The 20,598-nt window shown below is 37.7% G+C and carries 15 protein-coding genes, 1 tRNA gene and 6 pseudogenes; 7 read left to right on the top strand and 15 right to left on the bottom strand.

All coding sequences use genetic code 11. From position 1 onward, the window contains the following. Nucleotides 1-10: 10 nt before the first annotated feature. Nucleotides 11-271 (top strand): annotated as a pseudogene (locus NBW36_RS02095) (IS4-like element ISWosp8 family transposase); the annotation flags it as partial. A gap of 61 nt (nucleotides 272-332) precedes the next feature. Here NBW36_RS02095 and NBW36_RS02090 read toward each other — a convergent pair. The 3 genes from NBW36_RS02090 to NBW36_RS02080 all read right to left on the bottom strand — a co-directional run bounded on the left by NBW36_RS02090 (nucleotide 333) and on the right by NBW36_RS02080 (nucleotide 3,494). After that, nucleotides 333-794, bottom strand: a complete 462-nt coding sequence (locus NBW36_RS02090) for a helix-turn-helix domain-containing protein (RefSeq protein WP_250238828.1) — start codon at nucleotides 792-794, stop codon at nucleotides 333-335. Between the two features lie 365 nt (nucleotides 795-1,159). Further along, the gene (locus NBW36_RS02085; RefSeq protein ID WP_250238826.1) at nucleotides 1,160-1,648 is read right to left on the bottom strand and encodes a helix-turn-helix domain-containing protein; all 489 of its coding nucleotides are present in this window, start codon (nucleotides 1,646-1,648) and stop codon (nucleotides 1,160-1,162) included. Between the two features lie 286 nt (nucleotides 1,649-1,934). Next, a complete protein-coding gene (locus tag NBW36_RS02080; protein ID WP_250238823.1) occupies nucleotides 1,935-3,494 on the bottom strand; it encodes an LptF/LptG family permease in 1,560 nt (519 codons plus the stop codon). Nucleotides 3,495-3,578: 84 nt separating this feature from the next. On the opposite strand from NBW36_RS02080, the gene NBW36_RS02075 reads away from it, so the two are divergent. Both NBW36_RS02075 and trmD read left to right on the top strand, forming a co-directional pair. Further along, nucleotides 3,579-3,653 (top strand) — tRNA-Met (locus NBW36_RS02075). A 41-nt stretch (nucleotides 3,654-3,694) separates the two neighbouring features. Continuing rightward, the gene (trmD, locus tag NBW36_RS02070; protein ID WP_250238821.1) at nucleotides 3,695-4,411 is read left to right on the top strand and encodes a tRNA (guanosine(37)-N1)-methyltransferase TrmD; all 717 of its coding nucleotides are present in this window, start codon (nucleotides 3,695-3,697) and stop codon (nucleotides 4,409-4,411) included. Between the two features lie 115 nt (nucleotides 4,412-4,526). Here the strand turns inward: trmD and NBW36_RS02065 are convergent. The 4 genes and pseudogenes from NBW36_RS02065 to NBW36_RS02050 form a co-directional block, all read right to left on the bottom strand. Next, a pseudogene (locus NBW36_RS02065) lies at nucleotides 4,527-4,634 on the bottom strand (IS6 family transposase); the annotation flags it as partial. A 164-nt stretch (nucleotides 4,635-4,798) separates the two neighbouring features. Beyond that, complete coding sequence (locus NBW36_RS02060; RefSeq protein ID WP_256465605.1) at nucleotides 4,799-5,104, bottom strand: group II intron maturase-specific domain-containing protein; 306 nt, start codon at nucleotides 5,102-5,104, stop codon at nucleotides 4,799-4,801. 3 nt (nucleotides 5,105-5,107) lie between these two features. Beyond that, nucleotides 5,108-6,112, bottom strand: coding sequence for a reverse transcriptase domain-containing protein (locus NBW36_RS02055; RefSeq protein WP_250238817.1), 1,005 nt, complete (start codon nucleotides 6,110-6,112; stop codon nucleotides 5,108-5,110). Between the two features lie 488 nt (nucleotides 6,113-6,600). After that, a pseudogene (locus tag NBW36_RS02050) lies at nucleotides 6,601-7,200 on the bottom strand (IS6 family transposase); the annotation flags it as partial. A 211-nt stretch (nucleotides 7,201-7,411) separates the two neighbouring features. On the opposite strand from NBW36_RS02050, the gene gatC reads away from it, so the two are divergent. The 4 genes and pseudogenes from gatC to NBW36_RS05455 all read left to right on the top strand — a co-directional run. Beyond that, nucleotides 7,412-7,735 (top strand): Asp-tRNA(Asn)/Glu-tRNA(Gln) amidotransferase subunit GatC, encoded by a 324-nt coding sequence (gene gatC / locus NBW36_RS02045; RefSeq protein WP_250238814.1) that lies wholly within the window; start codon nucleotides 7,412-7,414, stop codon nucleotides 7,733-7,735. A gap of 18 nt (nucleotides 7,736-7,753) precedes the next feature. Further along, on the top strand, nucleotides 7,754-8,797 hold the full coding sequence (locus tag NBW36_RS02040) for a lysylphosphatidylglycerol synthase transmembrane domain-containing protein (protein WP_250238811.1): 1,044 nt from the start codon (nucleotides 7,754-7,756) through the stop codon (nucleotides 8,795-8,797). Between the two features lie 206 nt (nucleotides 8,798-9,003). Next, nucleotides 9,004-10,029 (top strand): annotated as a pseudogene (locus tag NBW36_RS02035) (IS5 family transposase). Nucleotides 10,030-10,165: 136 nt separating this feature from the next. Further along, a pseudogene (locus NBW36_RS05455) lies at nucleotides 10,166-10,297 on the top strand (IS256 family transposase); the annotation flags it as partial. Nucleotides 10,298-10,428: 131 nt separating this feature from the next. On the opposite strand, the gene NBW36_RS02030 reads toward NBW36_RS05455, so the two are convergent. The 8 genes and pseudogenes from NBW36_RS02030 to NBW36_RS01995 form a co-directional block, all read right to left on the bottom strand. Then, complete coding sequence (locus NBW36_RS02030; protein WP_256465604.1) at nucleotides 10,429-10,734, bottom strand: group II intron maturase-specific domain-containing protein; 306 nt, start codon at nucleotides 10,732-10,734, stop codon at nucleotides 10,429-10,431. Nucleotides 10,735-10,746: 12 nt separating this feature from the next. Beyond that, nucleotides 10,747-10,944, bottom strand: a complete 198-nt coding sequence (locus NBW36_RS02025; protein WP_250238808.1) for a hypothetical protein — start codon at nucleotides 10,942-10,944, stop codon at nucleotides 10,747-10,749. A 117-nt stretch (nucleotides 10,945-11,061) separates the two neighbouring features. Further along, nucleotides 11,062-11,328 (bottom strand): reverse transcriptase family protein, encoded by a 267-nt coding sequence (locus tag NBW36_RS02020; RefSeq protein ID WP_250238805.1) that lies wholly within the window; start codon nucleotides 11,326-11,328, stop codon nucleotides 11,062-11,064. Nucleotides 11,329-12,304: 976 nt separating this feature from the next. Next, nucleotides 12,305-12,904 (bottom strand): annotated as a pseudogene (locus NBW36_RS02015) (IS6 family transposase); the annotation flags it as partial. 139 nt (nucleotides 12,905-13,043) lie between these two features. Beyond that, the gene (locus NBW36_RS02010; protein WP_250238802.1) at nucleotides 13,044-15,467 is read right to left on the bottom strand and encodes an FtsK/SpoIIIE family DNA translocase; all 2,424 of its coding nucleotides are present in this window, start codon (nucleotides 15,465-15,467) and stop codon (nucleotides 13,044-13,046) included. A 49-nt stretch (nucleotides 15,468-15,516) separates the two neighbouring features. After that, nucleotides 15,517-15,819: an iron-sulfur cluster assembly protein gene (locus NBW36_RS02005; RefSeq protein ID WP_250239078.1), complete on the bottom strand. Its 303-nt coding sequence runs from the start codon at nucleotides 15,817-15,819 to the stop codon at nucleotides 15,517-15,519. Between the two features lie 359 nt (nucleotides 15,820-16,178). Continuing rightward, nucleotides 16,179-19,763, bottom strand: a complete 3,585-nt coding sequence (locus NBW36_RS02000; RefSeq protein WP_250238799.1) for a sodium:solute symporter family transporter — start codon at nucleotides 19,761-19,763, stop codon at nucleotides 16,179-16,181. Between the two features lie 226 nt (nucleotides 19,764-19,989). Next, nucleotides 19,990-20,571 (bottom strand): sodium:solute symporter family transporter, encoded by a 582-nt coding sequence (locus NBW36_RS01995; RefSeq protein WP_250238796.1) that lies wholly within the window; start codon nucleotides 20,569-20,571, stop codon nucleotides 19,990-19,992. Between the last annotated feature and the right edge of the window lie 27 nt (nucleotides 20,572-20,598).

The following is a 20,598-nucleotide window of genomic DNA, read 5'->3' as shown; positions in this document are numbered from 1 at the left end:
CACGTTATGAGCACTGCATGTGGGTGATGTCCAAGGTCCTTGGAACCCAGAGCAGGTTGCTAAATATGGCTTAAATTTTTCAGTTTTATTTGGTGTAATGCGACAAAAGCTCTGTTAAGTCCTTATGGGGAATTACTCGGCTAAAAGCTTTCAAGCACTATTCGATAGAGCCTGTATACGCGCTAAAGTTAAAATTCGACCTGGACGATTATATAGTCGAGATAAGGTCGATAAGCCAAAACGTTATCATATTTTTAGAAGAGTCTGTTAATCAATGGATTCCTTAAGTTGACGCCATTGACTGAACAGATACAATCCAAGCCGCAAGGATTTTAATCTTCTTGCTTCTCATTTTCTATGAATGCCATAATCTCTTGCTTAATGCCCACTAACTCATTATCATTAGCTAGGATAATTAAAATGTTTAAAAGTTTATTGTAATCTTCCATCAGCTTCAAATATTTTTTATTTAATGCCTGTAATTGAGTAAAATGTGGGTCCCTAATAATGGCTGACTCATCAATATATTCATGCCTATCTCCTTTAGGTTCATAACCAGGAGATTCAGCGTTACCTTTTGGTTCATTTTTTTCATATATGCCTGGAAAATCATTAGAAAAATCATAGTATATAATCTTACCAATCTCTATAATAAATGTGTCCTTTATATCCGCTTCCTTGAGCCTAGTGTAAAGCGTATTACGGGCAATACCTAGCTTCTTGGCCAATGCTTTCATTCGAAAGCCACTCTTCTTAATGGCTTCCTCGACTATTTTTCCTTTATGTTGTTCCATAATTGGACTATAAATGGCTGCGAATAAAACAAAAAAGTATCACACTTGCTTCAATATGTTAATACAATTGTTAATTATATGCTTAAATATTGTATAAAGATCGACAAATATACTAACATGACAAAATTGTAACTTATGAAAAAGTTAAATTTATTATGCTAGGCCAAGATTGAAAATGCTATAGAGAAGAAGCATCCTAACCACCCATTCAGCCAATCATAATTAAGGCAAACCGGTTGCTATAGCAAATGGTACGTACTATCAGCTACAGGAGCCATGAACATTTTTTTTAGGAAAAAATTTTGCATCTGTATGCTACTTTTATAGACTTTTATGGTATAGCTTATAATCTATTTGTATTTTCTCTAATCTTCTTTTGCTTCATTTTTTAGGAATTCCATAATTTCTTTTTTAATGCCCACGAATTGGCTGCTATTGGCCAACACCACCAATATTTTTAAAAGCTTACAGTAATCCTCCATAAGTCTCAAATATTTTCCACTTAATGCTTGCAATTGAATAAAGCATGAATTTTTATATTCAGTACCATAATGTGGGAGCTCATTAGATGCGTTATGTTTTCCAGACTTAGCTAGATAAAGACGCCTAGGGTTATTTTCAACCTTGGCTGCAACTCTTTCATATACCTCCGGCAAAACCTTAGAAAAATCGTAGTGTATGATATTGCTGACATGTATAATAAACGAATCCTCTAATTCTGCCTCCTTCAGCCGCTTATAAAGCGTATTACGAGCAATAATCAACCCTTTGGCTACTGCCTCCACCTGGTAACCCGTTTCTTTAATAGCTTCCTGGATTATTTTCCTTTTATGCTTCTCTGTGAGCTGTTCCATGAATCCAATATAAGTAGCTAGGAAGTACACAAAAAAGTACCACTATTGCTCAAATATGCTGATATAACTGTCAACAGAATGCGCATATGTTGTATCAACATTGCCAAATGTACTTTTAGAAAAAAATCATATTTTAATGAAAATTGGATTTGTTGTCTGTCAAAAACAAAACGCCTACGTTCTGTTCATGCACGTAACTGGCAGTTCTACAAAAAAGAACACTTTGGTTTAAAAAGTATGGTAGGTAGATTCCTTGCTTACCGCTGATCTGAACAGATATATAAACTTATACTGCTGGTACAGTACCAATTTTGCGCTTAATGATCGTTATAATCTTTATATAAAAATCGTACCAATCGATTGAACATAACCCTCTACCCTGCTGAGCCTTTACCAAAAAGAAGCAACAAAAAGGGAACAGTACAAAGTTAGGGAGCCAAACACCCATAAAAGTGGAGATGGTACCCGCTATCGCCCAATCTCTGCACAATATAGAAAGAATATACCCCAGGAGTATAAAAAAGAAACTAATACATACAGAGATCCCAAAGCCACCTCGCCTAATAATGCAACCTAAGGGAGCTGCTAGCAAAAACACAATGACACACCGCATGGCCAATGCAAAGCGACGTTCCTTCTCATATAAAGCCTCACTTAATGCTTTATTAAATAGGTTTTTATTGTCTTTTTGGGCTATTAAGGCATTTTTCATTTTTCTTACACGCCACAAGGACTCCTGCACAACCTGTTGTGGTAACGTATGACCATACTGTTGGAAACGACACGCTATATTTGAATCAAACTTTCTTTCTACAAGCTGTTCCCTAAATAATATAAAATCAGCATCTTGGGTTACTTCTTGAACAGGCGATGCAGATCCCTTTAGCTCATGGCCGTTTAATTGGGTGCTAGGCTGTTCTGTATAATGGTACCGAATGGTCTGCCTGGCAAGTAAGTTTTTACTATTTTGCTCCTGATTTAAAACTTCTTGCCATCTTTCCTCAATCATTTTTTTTAGGAGCGGGCGGGTTCTTGCCCTTGGATCATGTACAAATTTAGCATTTGTGCTACCCAGCCTAAGGGCGTCTAAGCTAATTCTTACCTTTTGCTTGGAAAAATTATTTCTATAAAAAGTGGGATTTTGATCAGACTTATCATCATTGCGCTTACCAGATAAAGATTCTACATAATTATGCCCATTAGTCAATTCCATCACCAAGTAACCTTCATCTGGTGTAGTGTACAGCCTACCCTTTTCTGCAATGGTTGTAGCAACCGCCCCATATCTTTTAGTATAATCATAGACCATAATCCCTTCCATATGCTCATTATCACTTAGCTTTTTATCTACCCGAATACTATATCTAGGTATATTATTACAAAAAACACCTTCTTGAATAAACAAAGCAGATTTTTTTTCCAAGATATCATTTACTAAAGCAAATATTTTATGCTTGCTATTTGGATAAATGTAATCCTGAAAATAAAAGAGCGCACCGATTAAAAAAAGAATAAAAATAAAAGGCAACCGTAGGGTACGTTGCAGAGAAAGACCTACAGAACGCATAGCTGTTAACTCAAAGCTTTCAGAAAGATTACCAAAAACAATAAGAGAGGTCATTAGAATCGCAATAGGAAAAGCATCAGGAAATGTGTTTAGAGATAAGTAAAACAACAACTTTGCATAGATGCTGATCCCCAACCCTTTACCTGCAATAGTGCTAAACAAAAAGAAAAAACTTTGTATGACCATTACAAATAATACCAGTGCAAGTAATAGGATAAAGGTCGTTATAAAGGTACGTAGTAGTAGTTTATCAATTTTTTTGATAGCGATATTGCTCATTTTTGTAAATTTGTGTCTAACTTTACCCTAAATATAAGAACAATTTAAGTACTATACCTACATAACCTAGTAAACGCAATGTATGGCGAGGTAGCTCAGGCGGTTTAGAGCGTCGGATTCATAACCCGAAGGTCAGGGGTTCAACTCCCCTCCTCGCTACATAGCTGTCTATAACTTAACGAAGTGTTTTTCCTACTTGGATGAGGCTTGATATTATAACCTGCTGTCCGCAGTTGTTTGAAAGTCCACTTAGACATTTTATCTTTCAAAGAGCTATGCAACAGCAGCTGCTTTCGATCTACATACATAACTTAAGAGATTATACGCCATATAAGCATGGTAAAATTGATGATCAACCCTATGGTGGAGCTGCTGGTATGTTGTTAATGGTAGAGCCCATTGCCAATTGCATTAGATCCCTTCAAAAAGAAAGAAGCTATGATGAAATCATATATATGGCCCCAGATGGTGAGCTACTGCATCAAGACCTTGTCAACAAATGTTCACTCAAGCAGCATTTGATATTACTGTGTGGCCATTATAAAGGGATAGATGAACGCATACGTGAGCACTTTGTTACACTAGAAATCAGTATTGGAGACTATGTGCTTTCCGGAGGCGAGTTACCTGCGCTTATCTTGGCGGATGCTATGGTTCGGGTTATACCAGGTGTTATATCAGATGCTGCTTCTGCACTGACTGACTCTTTTCAAGATGGATTAGTAGCGCCACCTGCTTATACACGACCTTATAATTTTGAAGGTAAAAAGGTTCCAGATGTATTATGCTCTGGTAACCACAAAGCTATTCAGAAGTGGATGCAACAAGAAACAGTGTCTAGAACCCAAAAAAGAAGACCCCATCTGCTGAAAAATAACTATATCCATCGGTTTTCCAGGACAAACCTGGTTGAATAAAGAGGTGGAATTCCTCTCTGGCCAAGAACTAACCATCCATCCAGGTTCTGTCGCTTCTATATTTTCGTTAGCAACGTCTTTTCTTTTAAGTGAAGTTTTGGATATATATTGGTTATTATTCGGCCATTAGCATAACAAAATTCTCAAAAGTAGAAAGATGATTTTTAGCTCCGATTACTTGTCCTTTTTGAATCATAGGAATGTTTTCTATCTCTACAATGGTCTAGAGTAAAGAAATGGTTGGACCACTTAAAATTAAGCATATCTATTGCTTCTGATTGCTCGCAATACAGTAGCTGACTAACTTGATTCTTCATTGTTTACCCATTCCCTTCTCATCCCAAGGTACGTTCAGTTTTCCCGAATACGGCGGTCCGACAGTCTTCTTCATAAACCTTGCACAACTCTCTCAGGATAGTTAATCATTCCACTACCAATGTACAACATCCCCATTGTATAGAGTTTGCTATTGGGATAGCTTTGCCACCCACACCCACGGCCTTTTCTTCTATGGGTTAAGTATCTGCGAAATCGGTTATTAATAAAGTTCTGCAATCTAACAAAAGCTTCACTGGAATTCGTATGTTTAAAATAGTTAACCCATCCTAACACTACTGGTTTTATTTGCTCGATGAATGTTTGAGGTTTGATTGGTGCTTTTCTACAAGTCAGGTATTTTAGTCTGTTACGGATGCTTTATTGGGATTGTTTCGTTGGAAATACATAAATGCTATTTCTGCCACTTGTTGGACTCTTTCTTTTTACAAAGTAAAAACCTATGAAGTTAAAGCCTTCTTTCAGTTTCGTTATTCGTGTCTTTTGGTGGTTAATAATGAGCGATAACCTCCTTACTAATTCTGTGAATTTCTCCAGCGCTAAGCTAGCACTCTTACGACATACCAAAATTGCATCATCACAATACCTATGCAAGGTTGCGCTTAGCTTTTCTGGATACCCCCTTGAGTGCCACACTTGGTCTATAACATTTAGGTAGATATTACTATACAACGGTGATATTGGTGATCCTTGCGGTACTCCAACTTTCTTGCATGTAATTTTACCTTGTTTTACTATTGACGTTGTTAGGGTTTGTTTAATTAGCTTCAACATACTGCCATCTGCTATCCTTTTACTAATAAGTTTTAATAACTTTTCATGTGGGATGCTAATAAAGTATGATTGAAAATCAATCTCAACTACGCCCCATGCCTGCTGGTATAGATCTTCTCGGATCACTAAACTCGCTTGTTTGGCTCCTCGTTTCGGTCTATAGCCGTATGAACATTCATGAAAATCAGCTTCGAAGATCGGTTCAATGACTATTTTCATTGCTGTGAGCACTATGAGATCTTCTACGGTCATTACCTCTAGTGGCCTTGTTCCACCTTTAGCTTTGGGTATTTCTACCAACCTGCTTGAGGTAAATTTGTATAGCTTTGCGCGTAGTTGCTGCTGCAATTTATTGATAATCTTTGCCTCACCTTGATCTATTATATCACTTATGCTTTTACCATCAATTCCTGCTGAACCTTGATTTGCTTTGACTTGACGCCAAGCTTCCCAAAGTACATCTTTTAGATAAATTTTATCATATATACTATAAAATCTGACTTCCTTACATTGCTTGGATTTGAGATATAGAGTTCTTTGGAGTTGCTGAACTTTTAATGTTCCGTTCATAGCTTTAGGGCAATCAGACATTCTCAACTCTTTTAAACTCGTTAACTGAAGTAGGGTCCCTTTCCTCTTGAGTGGTTTCCCAATCAATACGAACGGTATTATAGACCCCGCGGACTTCTGATATCACCCTTATTGATTTCGCTTTACTTATACAATAAAGTTTCCAGTGGCCTACTGGATTCATATCAGATCTCCCGGACTACGATGTGAAACATTCATAGCGTGCAACCCCTAACACCCCGGCACTTGTATGATGGTCATGGTCTATTTTTTCCATCCTACTATCAGCCTTCCTGTAGCCACTAGATAGTCGGCAAATGCGCTTAAACGGCTTAACGAGGCTAATTTAGGTTCACTTTTGTTGCAGCCCGCTATTTTGCAGATGCATTTAAAGGTAACTTAAACCTGTGAATCACCCCACAAATCCAACCTCCTGCTAGATTCCCGAAATAGACAAATTAGAGTCAGGGGACTTACACCCCATTTGTTGCACACCTGTGCCGGCGTGCAATGGCTGCAGACTTAAAACACTTAAAACTAAGCATAGGTTTTAGCCGTTTTTTGATAAACCTATGATCTTGTTCAACTCTATTATTCAAGTATTTGTTTTGAAATATTTGAATGGTATGATCTTGATCAAGTTCTGTATTGATCGTATCAAGGGCAGCTTTATTACTACCGCTTTTGTCAATTACTACTTTCTTAGGAATATTATTTTCTGTGATTGCCTTACGAAAAAAAGAAAAAGCTGCAGACTTGTCTCTATGCTCAGATAGAAAAAAGTTAACTGTATCACCATAACGATCTACTGCTCTATATAAATAGATCCACTTCCCGTTTAGTTTAACATAGGTTTCATCCATTCTCCAACTACCACCAACTGGTCGTTTTCTTTTGCTTACTGCTTCATCTATAAGAGGAACAAACTTAATAACCCATCTTTGTAGCGTAGAATGATCAACTCTTGCGCCTCTCATACGCATCATATCTTCCAAATCTCTATAGCTCAAGGAAAAACAATACTTCATCTAGACAAATAACAGGATGACTTCTGCTGAAGAACAATAGCCCTTAAAATAAGGTAATAATTTGGGCGAAATATTAAACATAATAACTACTTTTTTAACTGCAGATACTAAAATAATGATTTTTTAGAATAAACGCGACAAAACCAAATATATACCCCGAAATATATTTACACACTTAACACAAAAGACCTCTATCCCCTTTCCGATGTTTACCTGAGCAGGTCCCTATTTTGTTCTATTTAATTTATAAAGTAACTTTAGCACCAGAAAAACTTTTTTATTTAGTTTGTACATGATCATTGATAACGACCTTTTAGATAAATTGGTATACCTTTGTCGCCTTGAATTGCCGCTGCATGAACGAGACACCATGCTCCATGACTTAAATGCGATGGTAGATTGGGTAAAGCAATTAGATGAACTCGATGTCGACCATAATGTTATTTTAGAAGAATCTGTTAGATTAGTATCTACTAATTTACGTCCAGATGTTCCATCAAATTCACTTTCGCACACCCAAGCCCTAGCGCTTGCTCCTAGAAGTGATTCAAATTATTTCAGGGTTCCCGCTGTAAAAGGGATAACAGCACATACAGACCTAGCTGAGCCAAGTTAAATTAATGATTAGACACATATGGATGCTCAAGAAGCACTTAAAACATTAAATGTTAAAAAAGTATGGTTACCTATATTATGTGGACTAGCCATCACAGGATTTTTATTTTATAGGTCTGGTAAAATTTCAATTGAAATAGTTGCATTATTAAGTGAACCCAATTGGAACTATTTGTGTATAGCTTTCCTTTCCATTCTGCTGCGAGAGGTGGGTCATATTTACAGGTTACGGATCTTAAGCAATAGCAGCTTGGGTTGGACGAGTTGCTTTTATGTTGCCATCCTTTGGGAGTTTGGCACTGCTGTAACGCCATCAGTAGTAGGGGGAGGCCTAGTGGCCATTTTTCTCCTATCTAAAGAAGGATTATCATTAGGAAGATCTATTGCGTATATCGTTGTAACCGGGATTATGGATAATCTTTTCTTTCTTTTAGCTGGTTCATTCGGTTTGGGTGGGGCATATGAAGCTATTTTTACTATGGCAGGCCCATTAAGTAGTAGCATAAAAGCCTTCTTTTTTATTATCTATACTTTTTTCTTGCTCTATAACTTGGTTATGATCATTGGTATTTTTATAAACCCCAAGTTATTAAAGTACATTTTAATCCATATGACCAGTATTGGTTTTTTGAAGCGATGGCGTCGACCTGCTTATCAGCTTAGCAAGGATATAATGATTACTTCACATGAGTTTAGAGGGAAGTGCTCTCTTTTTTGGTGTAAAATGTTCCTCTGTACCCTTTTAATCTGGATGACTCGATATATTTTAATGAATTGTTTGATGGCTGCTTATTGTCCTATTTCTTTGCGTCAACACCTAGCTATTTGGGGCAGGCAGATTGTCATGTGGGCACTGATGCTAGTTCCTGTTTCTCCAGGTGGAAGTGGCATTGCAGAATTCTGGTTTCAGGAATTTTTTGAACCTATGTTAGGTAACTATACTTTATTGATTGCGCTGCTATGGCGTATATGTACTTTCTATCTCTACTTGATTCTAGGCGCTATGCTACTACCTAAATGGATTCAAAGGGGATTTAAAAGTAAAGCCGTTCAATCATCTTAAGCTTTAATCCCTTTTTTGCAATTCATCCGTGTACCTATTCAGGCGCGCCATCCATTCAGCTGTATGGCCAAACCGCCTGCTACCCTTTGAGGTTGTTGCAATAGAGTTTTAAGCTTTGTTATAAAAAGTGACTTTTAGTGTTATACAATGGTTAAATTAGGTTGATTCTTTAATCGTTTAAACTTAAGCTTTTTAATAATATTGTTATGGCCGTCAAAACAAATAATCAATTAAGTTTTGCAGATATTTCAGCCAGTCAACGTAAGTGTAAGCATACTTTTTTCGATCAGCTTAATAAGCTGATTACTTGGAAAGTAATAGAAAAAGAACTTTTCTTGTATTATCCTAAAGGTTTGTGTTTATCAGGAAAGGCAGCTTATAGCCCGCTTCTTTTATTTAAAATGCTGTTGCTTCAAACATGGTATGCTCTGAGTGACTATCAAGTAGAAGAAGAAGTAAATGATCGTATCACTTTCAGCAGATTTTGTCGTATTTCCATGGATAGTTCTGTTCCAGATCATAGCGTATTAAGCAGGTTTAGGACTGCGCTTACGGAGAAGCAGGTCCTAGAAAGGTTATTGAAAATAATTAACGATCAACTATCTAGTCATGGTGTATTAGTTCAACATGGTGCAGTTGTTGATGCCTCTATTACGCCTACCCCTAGGCGCCCTAAAGGTAAAAAAAGCTATGATCTCCATGAAGATGGCACTATAACTGTAGCCGAAAGTTATCAAAAAGGTGTAGATCCAGAAGCGAGTTGGACAAAAAAAGGAGATAATCTCTACTATGGGTATAAGCGTCACATCCTTGTGGAAAGTAAAGAAGGCTTAGTCCTAGCAGTCAGTACCACAAAAGCATCTAGTCATGATAGTGCTCATTTACAAGTCTTATTGGATAAAGTAGAGCTAAAAGTAGGTACTAGGCTATATGCAGATAAGGGCTATAGCGGATCACCTAATGAAACCTTATTAAAGAATAAAGCCTTAAAATCAGCTATTCAGAAGAAAGCCACTAGAAATAATCCTTTATCACCTACTGCTAAACGGTTTAATACATTGGTAGCTAAAACCAGGTATAAAGTAGAACGTGTATTTGGAAGTATTAAAAGTTGATTCCGAAGCTCAGGAGCTCGCTACATAGGACTTGCTAAAACTCATACGCAACACGTTATCGAAGCAATAGCCTATAACTTATACAGGTCGCCAAATATCATATTAAGAGGTCTTTAGGGGAATGGTCTGTCTAAAATGCAATAAAAGTACATGAAAATCAATAAATAATAAAATTAATACCACTTTAATACCAAAAATCAGTCTAAACAACCCTAAAAATATTATAATAGAAATCTATCACAACGGCCTCCCTTTGTATAAATTAGTATATTGTGCCATAAAGAAGATCGAGGATGAATGGACTATGCCGCTGCGAAACTGGGCGTTGACCATATCTCAGATAGACATCTTTTTTCCCGGTAGATTAAAAGAGACGTTGAGATGAACAGGAGATGTGACACAGTTTATAGAACACTTCCCAGTAGCTGACTAACTTGATTCTTCATTGTTTACCCATTCCCTTCTCATCCCAAGGTACGTTCAGTTTTCCCGAATACGGCGGTCCGACAGTCTTCTTCATAAATCTTGCACAACTCTCTCAGGATACTTAATCATTCCACTACCAATGTACAACATCCCCATTGTATAGAGTTTGCTATTGGGATAGCTTTGCCACCCACACCCACGGCCTTTTCTTCTATGGGTTAAGTATCTGCGAAATCGGTTATTAATAAAGTCCTGCAATCTAACAAAAGCTTCACTCGCATTCGTATGTTTAAAATAGTTAACCCATCCTAACACTACTAGTTTTATTTGCTCGATGAATGCTTGAGGTTTGATTGGTGCTCTTCTACAAGTCAGGTATTTTAGTCTGTTACGGATGCTTTGTTGGGATTATTTCGTTGGAAATACATAAATGCTATTTCTGCCACTTGTTGGACTCTTTCTTTTTACAAAGTAAAAACCTATGAAGTTAAAGCCTTCTTTCAGTTTCATTATTCGTGTCTTTTGGTGGTTAATAATGAGCGATAATCTCTTTGCTAATTCTGTGAATTTCTCCAGCGCTAAGCTAGCACTCTTACGACATACCAAAATTGCATCATCACAATACCTATGCAAGGTTGCGCTTAGCTTTTCTGGATACCCCTTACTAATAAGTTTTAATAACTTTTCGTGTGGGATGCTAGTAAAGTATGATTGAAAATCAATCTAAACTACGCCCCATGCCTGCTGGTATAGATCTTCTCGGATCACTAAACTCGCTTGTTTGGCTCCTCGTTTCGGTCTATAGCCGTATGAACATTCATGAAAATCAGCTTCGAAGATCGGTTCAATGACTATTTTCATTGCTGTGAGCACTATGAGATCTTCTACGGTCATTACCTCTAGTGGCCTTGTTCCACCTTTAGCTTTGGGTATTTTTACCAACCTGCTTGAGGTAAATTTGTATAGCTTTGCGCGTAGTTGCTGCTGCAATTTATTGATAATCTTTGCCTCACCTTGATCTATTATAACGTGAGTTCGGGATTAGATTATTTTTTCATTTGATAATCAATATTAATAAAAATTTATAAAATTTGTTTTATAGACAGTTAAATAGGTAGTTGAATAACAAATAATTCTGATAATCAGTTTATTATATATATTATATTTATAAAATTAGATATAAAAACTTGTTAAATAGGTGCAAATATTAACTAAATAATTGATATTAAATTGTTGTAAATCAGTAAAATAAATCCCGAACTCACGTTAATATATCACTTATGCTTTTACCATCAATCCCTGCTGAGCCTTGATTTGCTTTGACTTGACGCCAAGCTTCCCAAAGTACATCTTTTAGATAAATTTTATCATATACTATAAAATCTGACTTCCTTACATTGCTTGGATTTGAGATATAGAGTTCTTTGGAGTTGCTGAACTTTTAATGTTCCGTTCATAGCTTTAGGGCAATCAGACATTCTCAACTCTTTTAAACTCGTTAACTGAAGTAGGGTCCCTTTCCTCTTGAGTGGTTTCCCAATCAATACGAACGGTATTATAGACCCCGCGGACTTCTGATATCACCCTTATTGATTTCGCTTTACTTATACAATAAAGTTTCCAGTGGCCTACTGGATTCATATCAGATCTCCCGGACTACGATGTGAAACATTCATAGCGTGCAACCCCTAACACCCCGGCACTTGTATGATGGTCATGGTCTATTTTTTCCATCCTACTATCAGCCTTCCTGTAGCCACTAGATAGTCGGCAAATGCGCTTAAACGGCTTAACGAGGCTAATTTAGGTTCACTTTTGTTGCAGCCCGCTATTTTGCAGATGCATTTAAAGGTAACTTAAACCTGTGAATCACCCCACAAATCCAACCTCCTGCTAGACTCCCGAAATAGACAAATTAGAGTCAGGGGACTTACACCCCATTTGTTGCACACCTGTGCCGGCGTGCAATGGCTGCAGACTTAAAACACTTAAAACTAAGCATAGGTTTTAGCCGTTTTTTGATAAACCTATGATCTTGTTCAACTCTATTATTCAAGTATTTGTTTTGAAATATTTGAATAGTATGATCTTGATCAAGTTCTGTATTGATCGTATCAAGGGCAGCTTTATTACTACCGCTTTTGTCAATTACTACTTTCTTAGGAATATTATTTTCTGTGATCGCCTTACGAAAAAAAGAAAAAGCTGCAGACTTGTCTCTATGCTCAGATAGAAAAAAGTCAACTGTATCACCATAACGATCTACTGCTCTATATAAATAGATCCACTTCCCGTTTAGTTTAATATAGGTCTCATCCATTCTCCAACTACCACCAACTGGTCGTTTTCTTTTGCTTACTGCTTCATCTATTAAGAGGAACAAACTAATAACCCATCTTTGTAGCGTAGAACGATCAACTCTTGCGCCTCTCATACGCATCATATCTTCCAAATCTCTATAGCTCAAGGAAAAACGACACTTCATCTAGACAAATAACAGGATGACTTCTGCTGAAGAACAATAACCCTTAAAATAAGGTAATAATTTGGGCGAAATATTAAACATAATAACTACTTTTTTAACTACAGATACTAAAATGATTTTTTAGAATAAACGCGACAGAACCTCCCAATCTAACCTTAGATTAAGTTTTTTGCCTTTAACATGGTTCTACAAAGACCCTAACATAGGGGCCACTTGGCGTTTAGTCTTTGTGTGGCAACCTGTCTAAGATTTCATTTAAACTAGCTTCATCTGGTACCAAAACTTCTCTAGCTTTACTCCCCTCAAAGGGGCCTACAATGCCTGCAGCTTCCAATTGGTCTATAAGTCTTCCGGAGCGGTTATAGCCTAGTTTCAGCTTTCGCTGGAGCAAAGAAGTACTGCCTTGTTGATGCAGTATAATCAGTCTTGCTGCTTCTTCAAATAAGGGATCTGCTGCTTGTAAATCTACTGCCACGTTATCCTCTTTGTCTTCCTGATCATAAGTAGGTAGCATGTAGGCAGATGGGTAGCCTTGTTGTGCACCAATATAGCTACAAACACGTTCTACTTCTGCTGTATCTAAAAAGGGAGTTTGTAATCGAATAATATCAGAGTTCATAGAGAGCAACATATCACCATTTCCTACTAGTTGTTCTGCACCACTTGCATCTAAAATGGTTCTAGAATCAATCCGTGAACTTACTTTGTAGGAAATCCTAGCCGGAAAGTTGGCCTTGATAATACCTGTAATCACATTTACAGAGGGTCTTTGTGTAGCCAGAACAAGATGGATCCCAATGGCACGTGCCAATTGGGCCAGCCGTGCAATGGGTACTTCTATTTCCTTTCCTGCTGTCATCATCATATCAGCAAATTCATCTATAACCAATACAATATAGGGTAAAAACCGATGGCCTTCTTGAGGGTTCAATATTCTTTTTATAAACTTTTCATTGTATTCCTTAATATTGCGTGTACCCGCTTCCTTTAATAGTTCATAGCGGTGGTCCATTTCAATGCATAAAGAATTAAGCGTATGGATTACTTTTTTGGTTTCTGTAATAATGGGTTCTTCACTGATCGGTAATTTGGCTAGAAAGTGACGTTCTAATCTATTGTATAAGGAAAGTTCTACCTTTTTCGGATCTACCAATACCAGTTTTAATTGGGAGGGATGCTTTTTATAAATCAAAGAGGTCAGTAATACATTGAGCCCCACAGATTTGCCTTGCCCGGTAGCACCTGCAATAAGTAGATGCGGCATACGGCCTAAATCTGCAATAAACAGCTCGTTCGAGATGCTTTTACCCAATACAATTGGTAAATCCATCTTCCCTTTTAAAAACTTTTCAGAGGCAAGCATCTCCTGAAGTGGTACGACTTCTCTATTTTTATTGGGTACTTCAATACCAATAGTGCCTTTGCCTGGTATGGGGGCAATGATACGAATACCTAACGCAGCTAGGTTTAGTGCAATATCGTCTTCAAGATTCTTTATCTTGGAAATCTTTACCCCTGCTTCGGGTACAATTTCATAAAGGGTAACAGTAGGGCCAATAGTAGCTTTTATTTTAGCTATATTGATCTTAAAGTTTTGTAAGGTTTGTACAATATTGTTTTTATTTATAGCCAACTCTTCCTGTGTAACAGATAGTTGTTCTTGTTCATACCGTTCTAATAGATCTAAAGGGGGATATTTATAGTTAGATAGATCTAAGGTTGGATCGTAGTTTTCGCTTCGCATATGGGGCATCGTTAAGGGAGCAGCAGAGGGAGACGCTTTGGACAAGTTTTTAGGGGGTGGCTGGGGAGCAACTACTTCAAAGTCTACATTGCTTTTGTGAGTAATTTCTACACTGGTTTGGTCGCTTGTATGGGCTGCATCTGTAGGTTCACTTACGATTTCTATTTTATTCGTTTTTTTTTTACTAGATGGTGGCTCACTTTCTGAGTCAAGTGGGTCACTAGCCCTATTATCGTCCTGATGGACAAAGCATGTATCATCCTTTTTTGTATTTTTGTGTACAAATAGATGCATCTTCGGTAACGAAGTTACATTAAAGCATACTACAACAAAGATAATCAAGGTGATAAAAAGCAAGATAAAAGTACCATAGCCTAACAGCCCTTTAAACAAGGTGCCAAGGGCATAACTGGCGCCTCCTAGGTGGCCAGCCAGTAGGATAGCGGTTGGGTAGAGTGTGTATAGATAGCCCAATAAAATATTGGACCATAATACAAGAAAAATAGAAGCTATCATAACTTTTAATAAGGAAAGATTAGGCCAAATCTTTTGTGTGACCATTTTTATGCCAGTCAAAAATAGAAAAGGCAAAAAGATAAATGCAGTGATGCCCAACCATACATGTATACAATAATAGCTTACAAAAGCTCCCGTAAAACCTAACCAGTTAGAAATGACCAGACTAGATGCTTTTACACCTAGTCTTCGAAAGGACTCAATAATATGCTGATCTTTAATGCCATGAATCAAATGAGAGAAGAAGGCAAGGGCTAGACAAATGCTAACCCCCTGTAGAAAAAATCCAATGGTTATTTGAGTACGTTGATCTAATATAAACGGCTTCGATGAAGCGCTTTTTTTAGGCGCATCTGGTTGAATTTTATAATTATTTTGGGCCATTGAATAAACAAAAGTAAAGATAAAATAGGATTCCCCAAGTAGGACAAAATTAAGCAAATCCCAATTCTAGTTTAGCTGCTTCAGACATGCGTTCTATTGTATAAGGCGGCTCAAAAGTAACATGCACCTTTACTTGGTGTACCCCCTCTATTGCTTTAATTTTTTCTTCCACTTGGCTAGGTATAATATCTGCTGCTGGACAATTAGGAGAAGTAAGTGTCATTAAGATTTCAATATTATTGAGTGGCAAAATAGTTATTTCATAAATAAGCCCTAATTCATAGATATCTACTGGTATTTCTGGATCATAAACTTGTTTAATGGCCTCTATGACTTGTTCTTTTTGAATCATAACGGTTGATTTGAGTAGTTGATCAGTTGCAATATAACCAATCATCTCTAAAAAGGACACGATCGCTTCAGATTATAGCGCTAACTTAAGCATTGAAGCTTTAGGGGTATGTGATGGGCAGAGGGTGTGACACTAAAAATATGTTGAAAGGTTCAATCTGTATTATGGGTAGTTTTTTTCATAGCTTATTTCATTCGTTTAGGCGCAATGCCAAATGTATAAGCAGAATACACGCTGCAAAATACATAACTCTTATAGAACCTAGTCGGAATTCCTTAGTTGCTTCATTTGTTTTAAGGGCTACCGGATGGCTAAACAGATATAAAAGTTAAGCAATCGCCTAGATAAAATATAACTAACTAACTATCTTTATCCTTTTCTGTATCTTTAGCTTTACTGGCATCTTCACAAATTTCTAGCGCCTGTTTAGCTGCTTCTTCTAATGCTACTCCTATTTCTGGTCCTAAGTATGTGTTGGCTATCTGCACATCTATGGCCAGGGTTTCTTGCGCCATATGGTGCACTTCTGTTAGATGAAGATAACCTGATGCATGGCGTAGGTCATAAATCCGCTCGGCTAGTTTGATAAAGAGCACAGAAAGCTGTACATGCTCTTCTTTAATCGCTGCTTCCAATCGGTTCTGAACATGCAATAAAGAAAGATGATCTAATTCTTTCCGTTTATCTATTTTTACCACATTCAATACAAAAGCATAAACACCTAAATTATAATGTTTCTTGACATAAGAAAGCGGTAAACAGGTATGACGTACCAACTCATAGAGCAAAGTAGCATAAATTACTTTAGGAGAGTGAAAAACCCATTCTACCACTAATTCAGCAATCCCTACCGCCCGCACATAAAACAACTGGCCCGAAGCATGCCGTTTAAAGCCAAAATGTTTCCGCAACAATAAAAGCAAACCAGAAATTGTTTTTATATCAATAGGATCATCTTCATGAGAGGATTGGCAAACATAATCATGGAAATGCATTAATGCCATCATGGAATCTGCTTGCTCCTTAGGGGTAACAGGGCCTTTAGAGATTAGGCAATCTATTGGTAGTCCAGCAGTCATTTTATTAAGTATCTGCGTGACATCATTAGGCAGTACCAGTAGCATAGTGAGTCTCTTTTGGTCACTAGGGACTTCCAAATAGCCATAGTGGGCCCCAACAATAGTAGATATGGTTTCCCGCTGAAGGTCTATGGATGGTGCCCCTTCCTGCTGCCCTTTAGGGTCCATAGCATCCATCTCATCATCATAGAGTGCTTTCACTTTGGGCAGCACCTCAGCAGCAGTAGTAGCCTGACTTACTACCAGAGCGGTAGCTTGGAAAAGCAAGTATACAGGATGGCTACCGTCAATAGGATCTGCTTGCTTAAACTGTAAAGCAGTAGGATGCAGTTGTATGCGCACAACAGGTGCATGGGCGCCTTCTAGCTTACCAACCCACAAAACACTCTGAACCAATACATAGACGACCTGGTTGATATCGCATACAATATAGGAAGATGGCGCTCCGTTAGGATCTTTTATTTTTTCTACCAGTAGCCTAGGCGGATCAGTGACCTCTTGGGACAAAGCCACTTCCACCTTACGGATCAGCTTATCGAAAGTAATTTTAGCAGGCTGTAGCAATGCATGTTTTTTGGCTTTTGCACTTCTATTGAAATAGGCTACCCATTCATAGAGCTTATTGATAATACTCTGAAAATCTTGCTTATAAAGAGGTGTATCGTTATCTAAAAAAGAGATAGATTCCTCAATTTTACGAATCACTTGCGCTAAAATAGAACCATAACCTTTGGCCTTATCAACCGTAGTAGCGGGCGCTATAGCTGCATCATACAGGAAGGCTTTTATGCGTTGGGAGTCTCTGATCTTTTCTTGATTTTTTAGGTAAAGAACTTGCGTTATATAATCACCTAGGTTGGCCCTAAGTGAAATAATAATCGAAAATACCAGTAGACTGGCTATAAATAGTGGGAATAGCGAAGATAATATTGGGGAAGACAATCCACCAACAATAGGATAAATAGCTACTAATGCAGTAACGGCTACAACCCCTATACCCAGATAGAGCGGCAACAGCCATAAGATTACAGCACAATGGGTCAAAGATAAGGATGCGGTAAAAATTCGATCCACCAGATGCCACCAGTGCCCAACCAGATTTAAAGGAAAATAAACCGCTAACCATACTAGCCAACATAGGCCAATAAACCAGCTTGGAATCGCTCTTATTTTTTTCGAGATAGCATAGAGCAATGGATAACCTAAAAAATAAGCTGCTACAAAGAGTTGAAGTATAAGCCAAAAGCCATGATGCGTAATACGCACTATAGAATAAGCCAACAAACTAGTGATGGTAGTATAGAATCCTACATATATCATCGTAGTATGGCTGGGCACTAACTTAGCCAATATGGTTTTTCTATTGGCCCAAGCATTTTTAATGGTTTCTTTTTGTTCCGCTCTCTTGCGCGCTTGCGCTTGTTGCATTTGTTGAAACTCATAATCTGGACCAACCCACCCAGCATCTTCCGGTTGTTTTAAGAAATAGTGAGCAGCCATCATCGCTAGGCCATTGGCTACCATAGCGATAAAAGAACCATCTATACTTGTTGAAGGCTCAACCCATTTATTCCAGGCTAAAATAGTAAGTACGCCTGTAGTCATACCTACTAAAGCCGTTCGGGCAGTACCCCGAAAACCCAAAACAGCTAAAATAAAGGGAGCAGCTAGTATAGGCACCTTGCAGTTAAGGGACCAATACATTAATCTTAGCAGATCTCTACACTTAAAAGTTACCATCATAGCCAATAGCCCTACCGTTAGTGTGGTCCACCTGGCTATCTTAAGTTGAGCTACATCATCAATCTCCTCTTGCTTTTTTAGGCTTTTCGCGATATCATGACCGACCATAACAGCAGAAGCATTTAAACAAGAATCAGCTGTAGACATCGCCATAGCTAGTAAACTAATCGCCAAAAATCCTTTAAAAAGAGGGGGGATATGGGCGATTATATAATCCCAAATTCTTTCTTTCAGCAAATCTGGTGCTCCTATAAAAGTAAATAGACCAATTAAAACTATAAAAACTTGAATAATAATGGCAAACGTAGTAGCATACGAAAAAACCTTTTGAGCCTGAATGGGACTAGAAGCCATATATACCCGCTGCATAAGAGCGGGATCTACTATATTACTCGGTATATCAGCTAGCAACAGTAGTACTATACTGGCTAGTTGGGTATTACAAAGGAATAGGTTACTAATTTGAAACTTAGTGTGGATCTGTAGCATAGGAACAATTGCAGCAACTGGTTTGCCTACTTTTAGAAACATAAACCAAGCCAGAAGAGGAATAATAATAGAAAAGGTTACAAATTGCAATATATCTGTAAAGGTAACGGCACGAATACCCCCAAAGGTAGCATAAAAAATAAGAAGTAAGGTAGAAAAAACAGGTATTACATAGGGGTTAACTAAGGTCACATACATGCTAATAGCCTGGGACATTATGATGATTTGAGAAGTAATTACAATGATGCTACGACAAATGCCAACTAAAACAGTAATAAATTTTGGATATTTACCATAGATACTACCCATCGTCTCTGCTATAGAAAGGTGCTGCATAAATGGGCCCATACGTAAGGATAACTTGCTAATAGTCCACATACCAAAAGGAACTAAAAGCAAAACGCCTATAAACCACAAGCCAAGGTCATAAATACACTCTACATTACGTACCAACCCACCCCCTTCATACCAAGTAGCCAACACGGTAGCCACCAAGGTAGCCGTAGCAAACTGTTTATTCCCTACCGCATATTCTCGAAAGGTGGTTTTTTTTCTACTAAAATAAATACCTACCACCAAGGTTAATACCAAAAAAGCCGACACCATAAATAGAGGCACATCCAAGCAGATCATAAAGGAAACAGTTAAAAAATATTATAGCGGTAGCACCGCCTTCTTATAAGGTATGAATTTTTAGATAAAAATCAAAAAAAAGAAAGGTAGTGCATAGCTAATTTTTGCTTGATCAAAAAGTAGGCAGTATCACTGGTTATCAGCTTGTTCAAAGTACTTTTTCTATTGGCCCAACCATTTTTAATGGCTTCTTTTTGTTCCGCGCGCTTGCGCTTGTTGCATTTGTTTAAACGGGTAATCCGGACTCACCCAACCTGCAATTTTCGGCTGTTTCAGTAGATAGTGGGCAGTCATCATAGCCAAACCATTGGCTAACATACAAATAAAAGACCCATCTATCTCTGTTACCGGTTGCACCCATTGGTTCCAAGCTAATATGGATAGTATACCGGTAGCCATGCCAATTAAAGCTGTACGGGAAGTACCTCGAGCCAAAAATAGCTAACAAAGCTGGAGCAGTGATTATTGGAAGAGAAAAAGCAAAACCTAGCAGCAACAATTCCAAGAGATCCTTGCAATAAAAAGCCAAAAACATACTGTATAAGCCCACTACTAGGGTGGCCCATCTAGCTATGTTAAGTTGATGCGCATCAGGAATTTTGTTTTCCTTTTGTAGGCTTGCCAAAATATCATAACTAACTATAACGGAACAAGCGTTTAAGCAAGAGTCAGCTGTAGACATTGCCATAGCTAATAAACTACTACAAACCACCCCCCTAAAAACAGGTGAAATATTAGTCATTATATGATTCCAAATAGACTCGATGGGTAAGGCTGCTCCACCATCTACAAAAACAAATAGACCCATTAGAACTATAAAACCGGTAATGAAAAA

This window comes from Cardinium endosymbiont of Oedothorax gibbosus (genome assembly GCF_936981045.1).
Lineage (GTDB): Bacteria > Bacteroidota > Bacteroidia > Cytophagales > Amoebophilaceae > Cardinium.
Note: the sequence above shows the minus strand (reverse complement) of the source record. Positions and strands in the feature narration are given on the sequence as shown.